This window comes from Xanthomonas chitinilytica, assembly GCF_026107455.2.
GTDB lineage: Bacteria > Pseudomonadota > Gammaproteobacteria > Xanthomonadales > Xanthomonadaceae > Stenotrophomonas > Stenotrophomonas chitinilytica.
In genome coordinates this window covers 1-18,286 of record NZ_JAPCHY010000022.1, presented here as the reverse complement: position 1 = coordinate 18,286, position 18,286 = coordinate 1, and the positions used below count along the sequence as shown (strand labels likewise).

Here is an 18,286-nt window from a genome sequence, read left to right as displayed (position 1 = left end):
TAGTTGTCTATTCGTGGTCGCCGCGCCCGAACATCGGCAGCCGCAGCCGGGTGCGGTGGTCGACGCCTGCAGGGCATTGCCCCGGCGCCGGTCCCTTGAAATAGCTGCGTTGCCAGCCCTCGCGGCTGGCGTCGGGGTCGGATTGCCCCAGCCGTTGCAGGAAGTCGCCGCGCCTGTGGGTCCATTCGGCGTGGTGGCGCTCCAGTTCCGGGGTCTGCGACAGCGGTTGCCAGTGCGGTTGGGTGTCGGCCAGCACGCGGCGGGCGACCGGGAAGAAGTGGCAGAACGGCTCGCCGGGGTCGAAGCGCACCTTGCCGGGGCGGGTGAACTTCCAGTTCATGGTGAAGGTGTAGGGACTCCAGTCCGTCTCCACCACCGCGGTCAGGCCCGCGATGCCGTCCTTGGGCTGGTTGACCGGGGCGGTGACGTAGAGCTCGTGGCCGGGTTCGCTGCGGAACAGGCACGGCACGTGGAAGGTGAGGATGCCGTAGCCGAAGTGGCTCACCGCCGGTGCGACGTGGCCGGCATCGGCGACGATGCGCAGGTCGTCCAGGGCGTTGCCGCCGTTCCAGTGCGCCTCGAAACCGGACTGGCACAGCAGTTCCCAGCCGTGCGCATTGGCGATGTCCAGCGGCAGGCAGCGGTAGGCGTAGCGCTGGTCGGTGGCGTCCATCCACGCGCGTTCGCGCGGTGCCGGGCGAACGTCGAGGGTGTGGCCATCGAGGACGTGGGCGGTCAGCTTCATGCGGCGGCTCGGCGGGAGGAACGCAGAGTGTGCCGCAGCCGCGGCGCCAGGGCATGCCTGCGATCCGGGGGCGGCGGAGGAATCCGCCGGCACGGTGCCCGGCGCTCGCGCATCGACGCACGTACCGCACCTTCCATGTACCCCTGCTTGCGATGAAGCAGGGGCGGGTCTGCTCAGGACGCCGGGTCGACTTCGAAATCCACCAGCACCGCGCCATCGCCGACCTGGTCGCCGGCACGCACCCGGTAGCCGGCCACCACGCCGTCGGCGGGCGCCTGCAGGGTGTGCTCCATCTTCATCGCTTCCAGCACCAGCAGCGGCGTACCGCGCGCGACCGTGCTGCCTGGTTCCACCAGGGTGGCGACCACGCGGCCGGGCATCGGCGCCACCAGGCTGCCGTCCTCGTGGCCGGGCTGGTCGGCTTCGGCCACCGCGTCGTGCAGCTGGAAACGGTCGTGGTCCGCGCCGGCGAACAGGTGCAGGTGGGGGGCAAGGAACACCGCGTTGCCGCGCCGCAGGCAGCCCTCCACCTGCAGGGCGAATATGTCGTCGGCCAGCGTGCCGCGGACCGCAAGGATGTCGTCACCCTGGCATACCTGCCAACCGTCGGCGACCTGCCGCACGGCGAAGTCGCGTCGCTCGTCGCGCCGTTCCAGGGTCAGGCGCCGGCTGGCGGCCGTACCCAGGCGCCAGCCATCGCCGATGTTCCAGGGCGAATGCGGATCGCGGGCATCGCCGGCCACGTTGCCCATGAGCCGGCTGGCGACGACCGCGGCCACCGCCCATGCGGCGATGCCGTCGGCCTGGTTGGCGATGTCCAGTGCGGCCTTCTCGCGCTCGATCAGCGCGGTGTCCAGTCGCGCCGAGGCGAACGAATCCGTCGCCACCAGCCGCCGCAGGAACGCGGCGTTGGTGGTGACGCCGACCACCTGGCAGGCGGCCAGCGCCTGCTGCATGCGGCGCAGGGCGGCATCGCGATCCACGTCCCAGACGATCAGCTTGGCGATCATCGGGTCGTAGAACGGGGTGATCGCGTCGCCCTGTTCCACCCCGGCATCCACCCGCACGTGCGCGCCGGCGGCCGGCAGCCGCAGGTGGTGCAGGGTGCCGGTCGAGGGCAGGAAGCCGCGGTCGGCATCCTCGGCATACAGCCGTGCCTCGATCGCGTGGCCGCGGATCGCCAGTTCCTGCTGCGTCTTCGGCAACGGCTGGCCGGCGGCCACGCGCAGCTGCCACTCGACCAGGTCGGTGCCGGTGACCAGTTCGGTGACCGGGTGCTCCACCTGCAGGCGGGTGTTCATTTCCATGAAGTAGAAGTCGCCATCCGGCCCGGCGATGAACTCCACCGTGCCGGCGCCGACGTAGCCGACCGCACGCGCGGCATCGACCGCGGCCTGGCCCATCGCCGCGCGCCGTTCCGGCGGCATGCCCGGCGCCGGCGCCTCTTCCAGCACCTTCTGGTGGCGGCGCTGCACCGAGCAGTCGCGCTCGAACAGGTGCACCACGTTGCCGTGGCCGTCGCCGAACACCTGGATCTCGATATGGCGCGGGCGCTCGACGTACTTCTCCACCAGCACGTGGGCGTTGCCGAATGCCGACTGCGCCTCGCGCTGGCAGCCGGCCAGCGCGTCGACGAAGTCTTCGCTGCGTTCGACCTTGCGCATGCCCTTGCCGCCGCCGCCGGCGCTGGCCTTGATCAGCACCGGATAGCCGATGGCATCGGCCTGCGCGCGCAGGAAGTCCGCATCCTGCTCGTCGCCGTGGTAGCCGGGCGTCAGCGGCACGCCGGCGGCCTGCATCAATGCCTTGGCCGAGCTCTTGTCGCCCATCGCCCGGATCGCGTCGACCGGCGGGCCGATGAAGACGATGCCGGCCTCGCTGCAGGCCCGGGCGAAGCCGGCGTTCTCCGACAGGAAGCCGTAGCCGGGATGGATGGCCTGCGCGCCGGTGCGCCGTGCGGCTTCCAGGATGGCGTCGCCGCGCAGGTAGCTTTCCGCCGCGGGCGCCGGGCCGATGTGGATGGCCTCATCGGCCAGCCGCACGTGGCGCGCGTCGCGGTCGGCGTCCGAGTAGACGGCCACGGTGGCGATGCCCAGGCGCCGGCAGGTGGCGACGATGCGGCAGGCGATTTCGCCGCGGTTGGCGATCAGGATCTTGGTGAACATGGCAGCGGACTCGATCAAGGCGGGCGGATTACATGCGGAACACGCCGAAGCGCGTGTCCTGCGCCGGTGCGTTGAGGCTGGCCGACAGCGCCAGTCCCAGCACGCGGCGGGTGTCGGCCGGGTCGATCACGCCGTCGTCCCACAGCCGCGCGCTGGCGTAGTAGGGGTGGCCCTGGCGTTCGAACTGCTCGCGGATCGGCGCCTTGAACGCTTCCTCCTCCTCGGCCGGCCACTGCCCGCCCTTGCCCTCGATGCCGTCGCGCCTGACCGTGGCCAGCACGCTGGCCGCCTGCTCGCCGCCCATCACGCCGATGCGCGCGTTCGGCCACATCCACAGGAAGTTGGGCGAGTAGGCGCGGCCGCACATGCCGTAGTTGCCGGCGCCGAACGAGCCGCCGATGACCACGGTGAACTTCGGCACGCGCGCGTTGGCCACCGCCATCACCAGCTTGGCGCCGTCCTTGGCGATGCCGCCGTGCTCGTACCTGCGGCCGACCATGAAGCCGGTGATGTTCTGCAGGAACAGCAGCGGGATGTTGCGCTGGCAGCACAGTTCGATGAAGTGCGCGCCCTTGAGCGCGGACTCGGAGAACAGGATGCCGTTGTTGGCGATGATGCCCACCGGATAACCGTGCAGGTGGGCGAAGCCGGTGACCAGGGTGTTGCCGTAGCGCGGCTTGAACTCGTCCAAGCGCGAGCCGTCGACCAGCCGCGCGATCACCTCGCGCACGTCGTAGGGCTTGCGGGTGTCGGCGGGGATCACGCCGTACAGTTCTTCGGCCGGATACAGCGGCTCGGCCGGCGCCTGCAGCGCCATCGCCGGCTCGGGCTTGCGCCAGTTCAGCCCGGCGACGATCGAACGCACCCGCGCCAGCGCCTGCAGGTCGTTGTCGGCCATGTGGTCGGCAACGCCGGAGATGCGCGTGTGCACGTCGGCGCCGCCCAGTTCCTCGGCGCTGACCACCTCGCCGGTGGCCGCTTTCACCAGCGGCGGGCCGCCGAGGAAGATCGTGCCCTGTTCCCTGACGATCACGGTCTCGTCGCTCATCGCCGGCACGTAGGCGCCGCCGGCGGTGCACGAGCCCATCACGCAGGCGATCTGCGGAATGCCTTGCGCCGACAGGTTGGCCTGGTTGTAGAAGATGCGGCCGAAGTGGTCGCGGTCGGGGAACACCTCGTCCTGCAGCGGCAGGAACGCACCGCCGGAATCGACCAGGTAGATGCACGGCAGCCGGTTCTGCTGCGCGATCTCCTGCGCGCGCAGGTGCTTCTTCACCGTGACCGGGTAGTAGGTGCCGCCCTTGACCGTGGCGTCGTTGGCCACGATCACGCATTCCACCCCGCTCACCCGGCCGATGCCGGCGACCATGCCGGCGCTGGGGATCGGGTCGTCGTACATGCCGTGCGCGGCCAGCGGCGCGATTTCCAGGAACGGGCTGCCGGGGTCGAGCAGGGCGTCGATGCGCTCGCGCACCAGCAGCTTGCCGCGCGCGGTGTGCCTGGCGCGCGCGGCGTCGCTGCCGCCGCGCGCGGTGGCTTCCAGTGTGGTGCGCAGGTCATCGACCACCGCCTGCATCGCCGCGCGGTTGGCTTCGAAACTCTCGCTGCCGGGTTGCAACTGGGTTTTCAGTACGGTCATGGCAGTGGCTCCTGAATTGCCAGACGGCAGGAGCGCAGCTTGCTGCGCTCCTGCCGGGTCACGCGGTGCGCTGGAACAACTCGCGCCCGATCAGCATGCGACGGATCTCCGAGGTGCCGGCGCCGATCTCGTACAGCTTGGCGTCGCGCCACAGGCGGCCGGTCGGGTATTCGTTGATGTAGCCGTTGCCGCCGAGGATCTGGATCGCCTGGCCGGTCAGCCAGGTGGCCTTCTCGGCCGAATACAGGATGGCGCCGGCGGCGTCCTGGCGGGTGGTGCGGCCCTGGTCGCAGGCGCGGGCCACCGCGTAGACATAGGCGCGGCAAGCGTTGAGGCCCACGTACATGTCGGCCAGCTTGGCCTGGATCAGCTGGAAGGTGCCGATCGGCTCGCCGAACTGCTTGCGCTCGTGCACGTACGGCAGCACCACGTCCATCGCTGCCGACATCAGCCCGAGCGGGCCGCCGGACAGCACCACGCGCTCGTAGTCCAGGCCGGACATCAGCACCTTGACGCCGCCACCGACCTCGCCCAGCACGTTGCCGGCCGGCACCTCGCAGTCCTCGAACACCAGCTCGCAGGTGTTGGAGCCGCGCATGCCCAGCTTGTCCAGCTTCTGCGCGGTGGAGAAGCCCTTCATGCCCTTCTCGATCAGGAAGGCGGTGATGCCCCTGGCGCCGGCCTCCGGGTCGGTCTTGGCGTAGACCACCAGCACGTCGGCGTCGGGACCGTTGGTGATCCACATCTTGTTGCCGTTGAGCACGTAGTGGTCGCCGCGCTTGTCGGCGCGCAGCTTCATCGACACCACGTCCGAGCCGGCGCCCGGCTCGCTCATCGCCAGCGCGCCGACATGTTCTCCGCTGCACAGGCCGGGCAGGAAGCGGCGCTTCTGTTCCTCGCTGCCGTTCTTGCGTAGCTGGTTCACGCACAGGTTGGAGTGCGCGCCGTAGGACAGGCCGATGCCGCCGGAGGCGCGCGAGATCTCCTCCATCGCCACCACGTGGGCCAGGTAGCCCATGCCGCTGCCGCCGTATTCTTCCTCGACGGTCAGGCCCAGCAGGCCCTGTTCGCCCAGCTTGCGCCACAGTGCATCGGGGAAGCGGTTTTCTTCGTCGGCCCGGGCCGCCAGCGGGGCGATCTCGTGGGCGGCGAAGGCGGCCACGCTTTCGCGCAGCAGGTCGATCTCTTCGCCAAGATCGAAATTGAGGGATGGCACGTGCATGGGGCGGCTCCGCAACGGCAGGACAGGTGGGACGCTCCGTTGGGGGGCGACGCGGCAGGCGTCGGCACGGGCGGCGGCGCCAGCGTAGCGGGGTTTCCGGAAGAAGTGAATACAAATTCAAAAATTGAACATAGAATCAGGAAATGGCCTACAAACGCTCCGCACTGATGGAAGAACGCCTTGCCGGCGCCCGCGAACGCATCCTGCTGGCGGCGCGCCGGCTGGTCGCCGCCGGCGGCTACCGCAATGCGCCGGTGACCGCGGTGGCCGCCGCCGCGGGGGTCTCCACCGGGTTGATCTACCGGCACTTCCCGTCCAAGGCGGAACTGTTCGTCGAGGTACTCACCGCCGCGGTCACGCACGAGGTGGAGATCCTGGCCGCCATCGCCGCGCAGCCGCTGCCGGCACCGGAGCGGCTGCGGCTGGCGGTGGCTTCGTTCGTGCGCCGCGCAATGGCCGGCCCCGGGCTGGCCTATGCCTTCATCGCCGAACCGGTGGACCCGGAGGTGGAAGCCGAGCGCATCCGTTGCCGGCGCCTGTTCGGCGACGTGTTCCGGCAGATCGTGGCCGAGGGCGTGGCGGCCGGCGAACTGCCGCCGCAGGACCTGGACGTGGCCGCGGCCTGCATCGTCGGCGCCTATACCGAAGCCCTGGTCGGGCCGACCGCTCCCAGCCGCGATGGCACGCGCGACGGCGAGCACCTGGTGGAGGCGATCTGCGGCTTCTGCCTGCGCGCAGTGGGCGCCGCGACGCGATAACGCGGGTCGACGACAGCGCGCCGGCGTGCCGGCGGACGATGGTTGCCATTGCAGGGATGGTGCGTTGCCGCACGCCATGTCGCGCCGCCGCCCCATTGCAGGCGGCTGCGGGCGCTGGTCTATACTCGGCCGATAGTTGTCCTCCAGCGACTTCCTGCCAGGGGTGATGAGACGTGCGGAATTACGACCTCGAGTTCCTGAAGCGGTTCTCCATGGTGATCGTGCTGTTGGCGGTGATCACCTTGGGATTGATCTTTTTCGCGGCGTTCCTGCATCGCTCGATTCCCCCCGAAGTCTCGCCCACCGCGGCCAAGCGCACCGAACAGCGCATCGCTCCGGCCGGCGCGGTCTACGCCGGCAGCACCGGCGCCGCGGCACAGGCCGCCGCGCAGGCCGCGGCCCTGGCGCGTGCCGCCGCACAGGTGGCCTACGGCGGCACCACCGACGGCAAGGTGATCTACGACAACCTGTGCGGCGCCTGCCATACCAATGGCGTGGGCAACGCGCCGACGCTGGATCACGCGCACTGGGACCAGCGCATCGCCCAAGGCACGCAGACGCTCTACAAGCACGCGATCGAGGGCTTCACCGGTCCCGATGGCGGCATCATGCCGCCCAAGGGCGGCAACCCGGCGCTGACCGAGGAACAGATCCACGCCACCGTCGACTGGATGCTGGCCAACCTCAAGTAAGCTGCGCTACCCCGATGTTCCGGCGCCGCCTGCGGGCGGCGCCGTCGTTTCCGCCCTGCTGGAGTTGTCACGCGATGCCCCGCCTTCCGTCTGTCCTTGCCCTGGCCGCGGCGATCGCGGCGGCCGTTCCCGCGTTGCATGCGCATGCCGAAGTGCTGGCCATCGGCCAGGTGCAGGGCAGTGCCGCGCGCAGCCCGCACGAAGGACGCCGGGTGACGGTCGAGGGCATGGTCACCGCCGACCTGCGCCAGGGCCTGGGCGGGGTGTTCGTGCAGGACGCCGGCGACGGCGATCCGGCCACTTCCGATGCGCTGTTCGTGCCGGTCGCGGCCGACCAGGCATTGCAGGTAGGGCAGTGGCTGCGCATCAGCGGGCAGGTGGTCGAACAGCCGGCCGGCCAGGACGGGCAAAGCCTGACCGCATTGCAGGACGCGACCTTCGAACCGCTGCCGCCGCGGCCGGCACCGCCCGTGCAGTCGCTGGCCGGCGTGCCCGACAGCTGGGAAGCGCTGGAGGGCATGCAGGTGCGCATCGAGGCGCCGTTGACCGTGGCCGGGCTGGACCAGCTGGCACGCTACGGCGAGCTCAGCGTCGCCTTCGACGGGCGCCTGTGGCAGCCGAGCGAAGTGGCGGCGGCCGGTACCGCGGCGCATGCCGAGGTGTTGGCCGACAACCGGCGCCGGCGGCTGCGACTGGACGACGGCAGCAGCCAGCGCGACCCGCAGGCGGTGGGCTACCTGGCCGAGGGCGCGGTGATCCGCAGCGGCATGCAGCTGCACGGCGTGCAGGGCATCGTCGACCAGCGCCATGACGGCGACTACCGGCTGCAGCTGACACAGCCACTGCAGCTGCCCGCGCCCGAGCGCCCGGCACCGCCGAAAGTGGCCGGCTCGCTGCAGGTCGCCGCGTTCAACCTGGAGAACTTCTTCAATGGCGACGGCCACGGCGGCGGCTTCCCGACCCTGCGCGGCGCCCGCACCGTGGAGGAGATGCAGGCGCAGCAGGCCAAGCTGGTGGCGACGATCCGCGGCCTGAACCCGGACGTGGCCGCGCTGATGGAACTGGAGAACGACGGCTACGGCGCCGATTCGTCGATCGCCCAGCTGGTGGCCGCGCTCAACGCCGGGCAGGGCAGGGCCGGCGACTGGCGCTTCGTCGATGCCGGCACCGGCCCGGGCGACAACCCGATCCGGGTCGGCATCATCTACCGCGCTTCGAAGCTCGCGCCGCTGGGCAAGCCGGCGGTGCTGGAGCGCGAGCCGTTCGGCGAGCGCAGCCGGGTACCGCTGGCGCAGGCGTTCCGTGCCGGGCGCGGTACGCCGTTCGTGGTGGTCGCCAACCACTTCAAGTCCAAGGGCTGCTCCGAGGCGAGCGGCGCCGATGCCGACCAGGGCGATGGCCAGGGCTGCTGGAACGCCACCCGCACCGAATCGGCGCGTCTGCTGCACCAGTGGCTGCAGCAGGACCCGACCGGCAGCGGCGCCGAACATGCGGTACTGCTGGGCGACTTCAACGCCTATGCCAGGGAATCGCCGATCCTCCGCCTGCACGCCGACGGCTGGCAGGACGCGTTCGCCGTCGCCGGTGTCGAGCGCCCCTACAGCTACGTCTACAACGGCCTGAGCGGGCGGCTCGACCATGCCCTGCTGAACCCGGCCATGGCGCAGCGGCTGCGCGGCGCGGCCGAATGGCACATCAACGCCGACGAGGCCTTCGACGTGGGCTACCGCGGCCGCAACGAGGCCGGGCCGTGGCGCAGCTCCGACCACGATCCGCTGCTGCTCGGTTTCGATTTCTGAGCAGCGGCCTCCGCGCCGGCATGGCCGGATCGCGGATGGCCGGCCGGCATGCGCTGCCGTCGCACCGGCAGGTGGCCGGTTCACGCCGGCGGTGCCGCGCACGCGCGGCCGAATGATGGCGGATACAGGGACGCGCCGCGTCAGTCGTGAACGCGATGGCGCCGTGCCGTGTTCCACAGGTGCGCGCCGGCCAGCATCAGGCTGCCGGCCACGGTGAGCGGCGTTTCCGCCGACGCCTGCGGCCACCCCGCCGCGCCGGCCGCAAGCCCGGCCAACCCCGCCGATGCCAGCAACCACAGGCCGCGCGGCAGCGGCCGCCGCCGCTGTGCCCGCCACAACGCGAACCCGGTCAGCGGCGCGGCCAGGGCGACGAACAGGACGTGCACCCATTCGGCCTCGCTCCAGGCACCGAACAGCGGCAACAACGACGCCAGCAGCGGCAACGCCAGGCAGTGCAGCAGGCACAGCGAGGACAGGGTCACGGCGGAGGCATCGAGCAGGGAGGGGGAGGGAGATTTCATGTCGGGCCTTGGTCTTGATTTGTTATAAAGTAACATTTTGCCGCCACAACCCATAGCCATCGCCATGACCCTGCCTGCCTCCGACTCCCGCCTCCCCGTCACCGTCCTGTCCGGCTTCCTGGGCGCGGGCAAGACCACCCTGCTCAACCGGCTCCTGCACAACCGCGAGGGACTGCGGGTGGCGGTGATCGTCAACGACATGAGCGAGGTCAACATCGACGCGCAGCTGCTGCGCGAAGGCGGCGCGGCGCTCAGCCGGACCGAGGAGACGCTGGTGGAGTTCAGCAACGGCTGCATCTGCTGCACCCTGCGCGACGACCTGCTGCAGGAGGTCAGGCGGCTGGCGCTGGAACGGCGCTACGACTACCTGCTGATCGAATCGACCGGCATCGCCGAACCGATGCCGGTGGCGGCGACGTTCGCGGTGCGCGACGCCGACGGCTTCAGCCTGTCGGACGTGGCGCGGCTGGACACGATGGTCACCGTGGTCGACGCCAGCCAGTTCCTGGAGCTGTTCGGTTCGCCGGCGTCGCTGGCCGGGATCGGCCAGCAGGCCGGGCCGGAGGACGACCGCACCGTGGCCGACCTGCTCGGCGACCAGGTCGAATTCGCCGACGTGATCGTGGTCAGCAAGGGCGATCTCGTCGATGGCTGGCGGATGCAGCGGGTACGGTCCATGCTGCGCGCGCTCAACCGCGACGCGCGCATCGTCGAATCGCGCCAGGGCGACGTGCCGTTGCCGCAGCTGCTGGGCACCGGCCTGTTCGATTTCGCCCGGGCGCAGCTGGCCCCGGGCTGGATGAAGGAGCTGCGCGGCGAACACACTCCGGAGACCGAGGAGTACGGCATCACCAGCTTCGTCTATCGCGCGCGCCGTCCTTTCCATCCGCAGCGTTTCGCGCGCCTGCTCGAACACGGCCTGCCCGGCGTGATCCGGTCCAAGGGATTCTTCTGGCTGGCCAGCCGCATGGACTGGGTCGGCGAGCTGTCCAGCGTGGGCAGCGCCACCCGCACCGCGGCGGCCGGGTTCTGGCACGCCGCCCGCCACCGCGTCCAACTGCGGCTGGAAGGAACGCTGCCGCAGATCGGCATCGCTCCGTTGCCGTACACCGAGGCCGGCTGGGAACGGCAGCAGATCGCGTGCTGGACGGCGCCGTTGCCGCCGCCGCAGGAGGTCGCCGATGCCGCCGAATACGCGGCGATGCGGCGTCTGTGGCACCCGCAGTGGGGGGACCGCCGCCAGGAACTGGCGGTGATCGGCGTGGACCTGGACGAACGCGCTGCGCGTGCCGAGCTCGACGCCTGCCTGCTGGACGATCACGAATTGCGCCTGGGGCCGATGCAGTGGCACGGCCTGCCCGATCCGTTCCCGCAGTGGCAACGCTGAGGCGCGGCGCGCTCAGCCGCGGGCGATCAGGCCGATCGCCACGACCGCCAGCACCAGCCCGGCGCGGTTCCAGCGGCTGGTAGCCTCGCCGAAAGCGAGGATGCCGACCAACGTACCCAGCACCACCACGCCGATGTTCATGCCGGCGAACACCACCGCCGGACTCTCCGGCAGCGCCTGGTGGGCGCGCACGTAGAACAGGATGTTGCCGAAGTTGATCGTGCCCAGCAGCAGGCCGAAGCCGAGGTTGCGGCCGCGCAGCGGCGCGCTGCCGCGTGCGTGCCGCCATAGTTGCCAGCCCAGCATCAGCACGAAGGCCAGCGCGAAACTGACCAGCAGCGCAGCGGTGGAGGGCGTTCCGGCCAGCGCCACCTGCTTGAGCATGACGTCGATCAGCGCGAAGCCGCACCAGACCGCCAGCAGCCACGGCCAGGTCGCCGCGCCTGTGCCGGCCTGGCCGCGCTGCGGCCGCGCGGTGACGCCGGCGATGGCCAGCAGCCCCAGCGCCAGCCCGGCCAGCTTCGGGCCGCTGGCCTGCTCGCCGAACAGCGCGAAGGCGGCCAGCAGCGACAACAGCAGCGACAGCCGCTGCGCCACGTCGGTGCGCACGATGCCGGCCTCGCGCACCGAGCGTGCCAGCACCAGGAAGATCCCGGGCAAGGCCACCGCCAGTACCAGCAGCGCCGGCCACGGCGTATCCGGCGTCTGCAGCGAGGCCAGCGACGGCTTCAGCAACCACAGCGACAGCATGCTGGCGGCCAGGTAGTTCCAGGTCACCGCCTGGGCGATGTCGATGCCGCGACGCGGGGCCAGCTTCAGCAGCACCGACACCAGCACGCTGCAGATCACGCTCAGGATCAGGAAATGCATCGGGTTCGCGGGCCGGGGAAAGGATGCGGCGGTGAAGCCGGCGGATGGGGCCGGTATTATGGGGCCATGAACACCCCCGCATTCCCCACCGCCTCCGGCACGCTGCTGCTGGACGGGCCCGCCGGCGCGCTGGAAGTCGCCGTCGACCTGCCCGAGGGCGAGGCGCCGGCGCTGCCGGTCACCGCCATCGTCTGCCATCCGCTGTCCACCGAAGGCGGCACCATGCACAACAAGGTGGTGACCATGGTCGCGCGCGCGCTGCGCGACCTGGGCGTGACCACGGTGCGCTTCAACTTCCGCAGCGTCGGCAATTCGGCCGGCAGTTTCGACCATGGCAACGGCGAGCAGGACGACCTGCGCGCAGTGGCCGCCTGGGTACGCACGCAGCGGCCGCACGACGCGCTGTGGCTGGCGGGCTTCAGCTTCGGCGCATTCGTCTCGCTGCGCATGGCCGGCGAGCTGCAGCCGCAGGTGCTGATCTCGGTGGCGCCGCCGGCCGGGCGCTGGGATTTCGACGGCATGCAGCCGCCGGCGCAATGGCTGCTGATCCAGGGCGATACCGACGAGATCGTCGATCCGCAGGCGGTCTACGACTGGGTCGACACCCTGGCGCAGAAACCGCAGCTGGTGCGCATGCCCGATACCAGCCATTTCTTCCATCGCAAGCTGATCGACCTGCGCGGTGCGGTCGCCCATGGCGTCAAGGGATGGCTGCCGGCCGGCGGCAGCGCCGGCGCATGAGCGAGCCGATCCCTTCGCAACGCTACGCCGCCGGCGTGCAGCGCGGCGACTGGCAGGACGATCCGGCCCAGCACGCCGCACTGGCCGAGCTGGACCGCATCCACGAGGCCATCGTCGACAGCGCCCAGGACGGCTGGCTGGACCGCCTGTCGGCGTTCTGGAAGAAGCCGGACCCGGTGCGCGGGCTGTACTTCTGGGGCGGCGTGGGCCGTGGCAAGACCTTCCTGGTGGACCTGTTCTACGACGGCCTGCCGATCGAGCAGAAGTACCGCACCCACTTCCACCGCTTCATGCGCGGCATCCACGAGCGCCTGCGCGAGCACCAGGGCCAGAGCGATCCGCTGGCGAAGATCGCCCAGGAATGGCGCAACAACCTGCGGGTGCTGGTGCTGGACGAGTTCTTCGTCACCGACATCGGCGATGCGATGCTGCTGGCGCGGCTGCTGGAGAGGCTGTTCGCCGAAGGCGTGACCCTGGTGACGACCTCCAACACCGCGGTGGAGAACCTGTACCGCGACGGCCTGCAGCGCGACAGCTTCCTGCCGGCGATCGCGCTGTTGCAGAAATACTGCGTGGAGCTGTACGCCGAGGGCACCGAGGACTACCGCATGCGCGCGCTGACCCGCTCGCCGGTGTACCGCGCCCCGCTGGAGGCCGACTCCGACGGCTGGCTGGCGCAGCGCTGGAACGAGCTCAGCGGCGGCGAGGCCGCGCGTGGCGGCAACATCCAGATCGAGGGCCGCAGGATCCCGGTGCGCGGCCGCGGCAAGTCCATCGCCTGGTTCGACTTCGCCGCGCTGTGCGAAGGCCCGCGCGGGCCGGCGGACTACATCGAGATCGCGCGCGAATTCAACACCGTACTGGTTGGCGGCATCCCGCATTTCGACCGCATGAACGAGGACGCCGCGCGCCGCTTCGTCAACCTGATCGACGAGCTGTACGACCGCCAGGTCAACCTGGTGTGCACCGCACAGGACCCGCCGCCATTGCTGTACAGCGGCACCCGCCTGGCCGGCGCCTTCGAGCGCACCGCCAGCCGCCTGATCGAGATGCAGAGCACCGAGTACCTGGGCACCGCGCACCGCGCCTGAGCACGATGCCGCAGGGCATCACGGCGAAATCGGCGGCCGCTGCTGCTGTGCTTGCTCCTGCTCGCGCGCATGCGATTGCACCTGCTCGCGGGTGGCCACGTCCTGCTGCAGTTCCTGTGCGCGGGAGAGGGAAGCCGCTTCGGGCGTGTTGACCGCCTCCAGGGTCTTCATGTGCGCACGATGGTGGGCCGGGTCCTTCGGATCGCCATGCACCACGAATGCGTTCTCTCCCGCCTGCGCCTCCGTCCCCTGCTTGCCGATCAGCACGTGATCCACGCGTTCCAGGTTCTTTTCCACGGCGAGCGCGTACAGGCTGGCGGTCATGTTGCGGCTGTTGTCGTCCCATGGGCGGCCGAGGTCGGCATCCAGCCGCTCGACGGCGGCGCGTACCTGCGCGTAGCGCGGATCGGAGGGAGCCGCCGGCACCGGTGCGGCGGCGGGCGATGCCCGCAGCGCCTCGTCGTCGGCGAGCCCGGGCGAGGGGTTTTCGTCGTGACTTGCCATCTTGCTCCACTCCCAGTCGCGGATTGCCTCCAGCATAGCCAGTCTGCCCATGTTGGGGGGAGGCGGCGTGCCAGGTGTGTGATGCAGGTGCGGATCGCCCACGGTGTGTTTCAAGGTGTAGACCATCGGCGGAACATCATCCTTGTTGCGCACCTCCAGGATGTTGCCGGGGCCGCCGGGGTCCAGCTCGTTGCATTCCAGGTGCTCGGGCTTCAGCTTGAAGCGGTCGAAGCCCCGGGTGATCTGGTGGGGCGGATCGCCGGCCGAGCGCGGGCGGTAGTGGTTCTCGACCTTGACGATGGTCTCTATCAGCTGGCGTCGATGTTCGCTTCGGTGGCGCCGAGGGCCATGTCGGGATTCAGCGACGGCCCTGGCTTCAATGAGTAAGTTGCGGGGGACGCTTTGCTGTCAACGTCAACGAAATCGTTGGTTCGCCACCCTCCGAGTGAGTGAATCTTCTCAAGCGTGGGCGGAATTCCCTCTGCTTCGAGGCGGCTGACCAGTACATTCCAGGCTTGCACTTGGGCACGTGACTCATCCCACAGGTTCTTCTCCAGCATTGCCTCCATTGGAGCCGAATAGTCCCGGGATTCGGCATCTCGTCGCTTGCCGATACTGATGGCCTGATCGGCGAATGACAGAATGTGAGTGCGCATCTGTGGCGTGTTCAGGGCGTGCTGCAGCTCATGGCCTAGCAGCATCGCAAGATTGCCAGCGCCGTCCCTGCTTAGAAGCGCATCCTCAAAAGCACCAGCCGGCAGCGCAACCACTCCAGTACTCGGGTTATAAGTGCCCCGGCAATAACGGCGCCTGCCTGGATAGCAAACCCCGTGAATACGGGGGGAGAGTCTGGGGGCATGCTGGCTGCCCGATTGAGTTGTTCGGCCAGCTCCGGGACGTGGTGAAGCTTTCACGTATAACGCGTACGTGATCGGCCTTTACGCCTGGCTTGGTGGAAAACTCACTGAGTAGGCGTTCTGCATCGGCTGAAAGCGTAGTCATATGCCCCTCCTTGGGATCAACGCACGCTGACGGTCGTGATGCAGTTATGGTCGAGCCGTGCCATGGATTCGGCGCGGAGATGGACCTTCATGTGGAAGCCTTCTTTCTTGAAGTGGTAGCCAACCAGGTGATTGGGGTTATCCCATTCTGGGCGCTCTTCAAATCCCATGCTTTCCATTTCGGCCTTGAAGCTGTCGAAATCCAGTTGGCAGATATGGGTAGCGTCGATGGCCCGTCCGGGTGGCAGGTCGGTCCGGGGAGTGAATCGCAATGTGAGACGGGGATCCAATGGGGTGAGATCAAGGTCGTAGCCGCCCGCCCAATCGGCGGAAATCCGCGCGCCGAACCCCCATTTGCCCTGTTCATAGGAGCTCCCTTTCTCCTTCATGGCCGCATCCACTTTTTCAGGCGTGAAGTCGGCGAACGAGGCATTTTCGCGTAGCAGCGTCAATACACCTTGCAAACCTCTCTCTGCAGTGAAGCCGGAATGGATGGAGGTAGCTTCCCATTCGGCTGTCCGCGGGTCCGTGCTGGTGTTCATGGCCTTTTCCTTCGTGGCTATGGGTTCGGTCGGTGGTGTCGTGGAGGGGCCGTGGGCGCAGGCGAGCAGGGCGAGGGTTGCGCCGGCCAGGATTCGCTTCATCTGCACGTCCTTGCGAATGCGTGTGCGGCAACGCTAACGAACGCCGGGGCCGGTCACAAACCCTCGTGGCCTGCGGGAAGACCGGGGTCACAGAATGGTTTCCGTGGGAGAACGAGGGCGCACGCCGGGACGAAGAGCGGCGAGATTCCCGGTCCGGCCAGCAGGCCGCCGCCACGAGGTTCAACCCCGTCGGCCGCCATGGCGCGTTCATGCCTGTCGACCCGCCGCGTTTGCGTGGCGGCCACCGTATTCCGACGAACATGGAGGCGATTTCGATGACGCTGGTTGAACGTGGTGTAGAACGCCGGCGCGCGCTGCGCCCGCTGGCCTGTGCGCTGATGCTGCTGGGCGTGCCGGCCCTGGCCGGGGAGCCGGTCCGGCCGGCTCCGACGCAGGCGTTGACGGCGCCGGGGCAAACGCAGTGGCCGGCGCGGCAGCGCCAGACCGCGCCCAACTTCCAGGCGCCGTCGGCCACCGTCTGTTCCGATGCGCCGGTGTTCCGCGAGGTGCCGGACCCGCAGCCGCGCCCGCAGCAGGTGGCACGGGATGCACCGGGGGCGGTGCGCCATGTGCGGGAACGGGCGATGCGGGCGCCGCCGGCACCTTCCGCTCCGCCACCGCCACCGTCGCCCAGCGCGGCGGTCGAAAGGACCGCCCCGGCGGAGATCGAGGTCACGGCCGGCGCCGTTGCCGCGGCGCCCGTATACGAGGACCTGCGGGCGCCGTCTCCGCAGCCGCCGGTACCCGGGCCGGTGACGGCCGGCGTGGTGGACGACAACGCCGACTTCGGCGGCTTCCTGCAGTTCCTGCAACGTCATCCGCAAACGCGCGGGCTGGGGCGCGACATCTCGCTGCGCCAGCGGCTGCAGGTGCGCGATGCGCAGGGCCGCGGCGTGCCCGATGCCGAGGTGGTGCTGAGCGCGGCCAACGGCGCCCGCCTGTGGGCGCGCACCGATGCCGCCGGGCAGGTGTGGCTGTACCCCAACGCGTTCGACGACCAGGACTCGGCCCGCTACCGGGTCGATGTGCGCCGCGATGGCCGCCAGGTGCAGGCGAGCCTGCGCCGGGGCCAGAAGAACGCGCTGGAGGTGGTGCTGCCGGCGGCCGCGCCGGGGCCGCGGGCGCGGCTGGACCTGGTGTTCATGGTCGATGCGACCGGCTCCATGGGCGACGAGATCGACAAGCTGCGCGGCTCGCTGCAGGGCATCGTGCGGCAGATCGGGCAGCTGCCGTCCAACCCGGACATCTGCCTGGGGCTGGTCAGCTACCGCGACCGCGGCGACGAGTACTTCGTGCGCAGCTGGGACCTGACCGGCGACGTGGGCGCGTTCCAGGGCGTGCTCGACCAGGTGCGCGCCAACGGCGGCGGCGACAATCCCGAGGCGATGAACGAGGCCTTCGACCATGCGGTGCAGGCGCTGGGCTGGCGCGGCACCGCCACCACCCGGCTGCTGGTCGCCCTGGCCGATGCGCCGCCGCACCTGGACTACGACGGCCCGCGCTACGAGGACACGATGCTGGCCGCGCTGGGCAAGGGCATCAAGGTGTTCAGCGTGGCGGCCTCGGGACAGGACCGCACCGGCGAGACCGTGCAGCGGCAGATCGCCCAGTACACCGGCGGGCGCTTCATCTTCCTCACCTACAAGGACGCTTCCAACCCTGCCAGCGGTGCCGGCGGCGAGACCGTCCACGACGTGGCGAACTATTCGGTCGATACCCTGGATGCGCTGGTGGTGAGGCTGGTGCGCGAGGAACTGGCGAAGCTGCCGAAGGGCTGAGCCGGGATGCGGCAGGACGGGCGGCAACGGTGCGGCAGTGGCCGGTGCCGGCCCGGTGCCGCCGTGCAAGGCAAAAGCGCGGTGGCAGCGATCAGTGCGCTGGCAGCGCGACGAAGTTGTCCGGCGCCGCTTCCTTCGCCGTGGGGCCGGGGGATTGGTTGTCGGTCCACATCATCCGCAGCGGCTGGCCGTCGTAGCGGAATTCCAGGGCCGATTGCAGCCGCTCCAGCACCACCGCCTGCGAGCACAGCGACAGCGCGTGCTGTTCCAGTGCCTGCGCGCGCCGCTCCAGGCGCTGCTCGAGTTCGGCGTCGAGCTTGTCGGCGCGCTTTTCCAGGCGCCCGGCGCCACCGGTGAACACCGTCCACAGCACGCTGCGCGCCATCGAGCCGGCCAGCGAATCGGCCGCCTTCTCGACACGCTGCTCGAAGCCCTCGTCGAACAGAGCCTGCTCCCAGCGGCCGCGGCCGATGGTGGTGGCGACGAATCGCTCGGCCTCCTTGCGCAGGTTCCTGACCTTGCGCGAATTGGCGCGGCCGGTGAGGCCCGCGTAGACGGCATCGAGTGCATCGAAGGTGATGCCGACCGACTCGTTGGCGATGCCGGTCACCCGACGTCCCCCCGCCTTCAGTAGCACGGCGGTTTAGAGTCCGGGATCAATCGTAGCGGATGCCAGCTGGCTGGCGTAGTCGCTCGGGGTCAGTCCGCCGAGCACCTTCTTGGGTCGCT

16 protein-coding genes and 2 pseudogenes are annotated in these 18,286 nt (G+C 69.7%); 7 read left to right on the top strand and 11 right to left on the bottom strand.

All coding sequences use genetic code 11. From position 1 onward, the window contains the following. Positions 1–7: 7 nt before the first annotated feature. The 5 genes and pseudogenes from OK345_RS17375 to OK345_RS17360 form a co-directional block, all read right to left on the bottom strand. Entirely contained in the window at positions 8–745 is a 738-nt protein-coding gene (locus OK345_RS17375; protein WP_265129268.1) for a DUF6065 family protein, read from the bottom strand. A 173-nt stretch (positions 746–918) separates the two neighbouring features. Beyond that, positions 919–1,194: pseudogene (locus tag OK345_RS17780) on the bottom strand (acyl-CoA carboxylase biotin carboxyl carrier protein subunit); the annotation flags it as partial. A gap of 48 nt (positions 1,195–1,242) precedes the next feature. Then, a pseudogene (locus OK345_RS17370) lies at positions 1,243–2,910 on the bottom strand (acetyl-CoA carboxylase biotin carboxylase subunit); the annotation flags it as partial. Between the two features lie 28 nt (positions 2,911–2,938). Further along, positions 2,939–4,549, bottom strand: coding sequence for a carboxyl transferase domain-containing protein (locus OK345_RS17365; RefSeq protein ID WP_265129266.1), 1,611 nt, complete (start codon positions 4,547–4,549; stop codon positions 2,939–2,941). Between the two features lie 58 nt (positions 4,550–4,607). Beyond that, complete coding sequence (locus tag OK345_RS17360) at positions 4,608–5,771, bottom strand: isovaleryl-CoA dehydrogenase (RefSeq protein ID WP_265129265.1); 1,164 nt, start codon at positions 5,769–5,771, stop codon at positions 4,608–4,610. Positions 5,772–5,914: 143 nt separating this feature from the next. On the opposite strand from OK345_RS17360, the gene OK345_RS17355 reads away from it, so the two are divergent. The 3 genes from OK345_RS17355 to OK345_RS17345 all read left to right on the top strand — a co-directional run bounded on the left by OK345_RS17355 (position 5,915) and on the right by OK345_RS17345 (position 9,020). After that, a complete protein-coding gene (locus OK345_RS17355) occupies positions 5,915–6,529 on the top strand; it encodes a TetR/AcrR family transcriptional regulator (protein WP_265129264.1) in 615 nt (204 codons plus the stop codon). A 173-nt stretch (positions 6,530–6,702) separates the two neighbouring features. Further along, positions 6,703–7,221 carry a c-type cytochrome gene (locus OK345_RS17350; protein ID WP_265129263.1) on the top strand — a complete coding sequence of 173 codons (519 nt, stop codon included), beginning with the start codon at positions 6,703–6,705 and terminating at the stop codon, positions 7,219–7,221. Between the two features lie 74 nt (positions 7,222–7,295). After that, on the top strand, positions 7,296–9,020 hold the full coding sequence (locus OK345_RS17345; protein WP_265129262.1) for an ExeM/NucH family extracellular endonuclease: 1,725 nt from the start codon (positions 7,296–7,298) through the stop codon (positions 9,018–9,020). A gap of 140 nt (positions 9,021–9,160) precedes the next feature. On the opposite strand, the gene OK345_RS17340 is transcribed toward OK345_RS17345, so the two are convergent. After that, the gene (locus tag OK345_RS17340) at positions 9,161–9,541 is read right to left on the bottom strand and encodes a MerC domain-containing protein (protein WP_265129261.1); all 381 of its coding nucleotides are present in this window, start codon (positions 9,539–9,541) and stop codon (positions 9,161–9,163) included. A gap of 64 nt (positions 9,542–9,605) precedes the next feature. Here OK345_RS17340 and OK345_RS17335 point away from each other — a divergent pair, with 64 nt between their 5' ends. Further along, entirely contained in the window at positions 9,606–10,928 is a 1,323-nt protein-coding gene (locus tag OK345_RS17335) for a GTP-binding protein (RefSeq protein ID WP_265129260.1), read from the top strand. A gap of 12 nt (positions 10,929–10,940) precedes the next feature. Here the strand turns inward: OK345_RS17335 and OK345_RS17330 are convergent, their stop codons facing one another. Then, the gene (locus OK345_RS17330) at positions 10,941–11,798 is read right to left on the bottom strand and encodes an EamA family transporter (RefSeq protein WP_265129259.1); all 858 of its coding nucleotides are present in this window, start codon (positions 11,796–11,798) and stop codon (positions 10,941–10,943) included. 66 nt (positions 11,799–11,864) lie between these two features. On the opposite strand from OK345_RS17330, the gene OK345_RS17325 reads away from it, so the two are divergent. Next, positions 11,865–12,539, top strand: coding sequence for an alpha/beta hydrolase (locus OK345_RS17325; protein ID WP_265129258.1), 675 nt, complete (start codon positions 11,865–11,867; stop codon positions 12,537–12,539). After that, a complete protein-coding gene (gene zapE / locus OK345_RS17320) occupies positions 12,536–13,630 on the top strand; it encodes a cell division protein ZapE (RefSeq protein ID WP_265129257.1) in 1,095 nt (364 codons plus the stop codon). The genes OK345_RS17325 and zapE overlap by 4 nt, the downstream gene beginning before the upstream one ends. Positions 13,631–13,648: 18 nt before the next feature. Here the strand turns inward: zapE and OK345_RS17315 are convergent, their stop codons facing one another. The 3 genes from OK345_RS17315 to OK345_RS17305 all read right to left on the bottom strand — a co-directional run bounded on the left by OK345_RS17315 (position 13,649) and on the right by OK345_RS17305 (position 15,779). Then, a complete protein-coding gene (locus OK345_RS17315) occupies positions 13,649–14,236 on the bottom strand; it encodes an XVIPCD domain-containing protein (RefSeq protein ID WP_265129256.1) in 588 nt (195 codons plus the stop codon). Positions 14,237–14,442: 206 nt separating this feature from the next. After that, on the bottom strand, positions 14,443–14,904 hold the full coding sequence (locus OK345_RS17310) for a hypothetical protein (protein WP_265129255.1): 462 nt from the start codon (positions 14,902–14,904) through the stop codon (positions 14,443–14,445). 248 nt (positions 14,905–15,152) lie between these two features. Beyond that, positions 15,153–15,779 carry a hypothetical protein gene (locus tag OK345_RS17305; RefSeq protein WP_265129254.1) on the bottom strand — a complete coding sequence of 209 codons (627 nt, stop codon included), beginning with the start codon at positions 15,777–15,779 and terminating at the stop codon, positions 15,153–15,155. A 275-nt stretch (positions 15,780–16,054) separates the two neighbouring features. Here OK345_RS17305 and OK345_RS17300 point away from each other — a divergent pair, with 275 nt between their 5' ends. After that, positions 16,055–17,557: a vWA domain-containing protein gene (locus tag OK345_RS17300; RefSeq protein ID WP_265129253.1), complete on the top strand. Its 1,503-nt coding sequence runs from the start codon at positions 16,055–16,057 to the stop codon at positions 17,555–17,557. A 91-nt stretch (positions 17,558–17,648) separates the two neighbouring features. Here the strand turns inward: OK345_RS17300 and OK345_RS17295 are convergent, their stop codons facing one another. Then, the gene (locus OK345_RS17295; protein ID WP_265129252.1) at positions 17,649–18,167 is read right to left on the bottom strand and encodes a DUF2884 family protein; all 519 of its coding nucleotides are present in this window, start codon (positions 18,165–18,167) and stop codon (positions 17,649–17,651) included. Between the last annotated feature and the right edge of the window lie 119 nt (positions 18,168–18,286).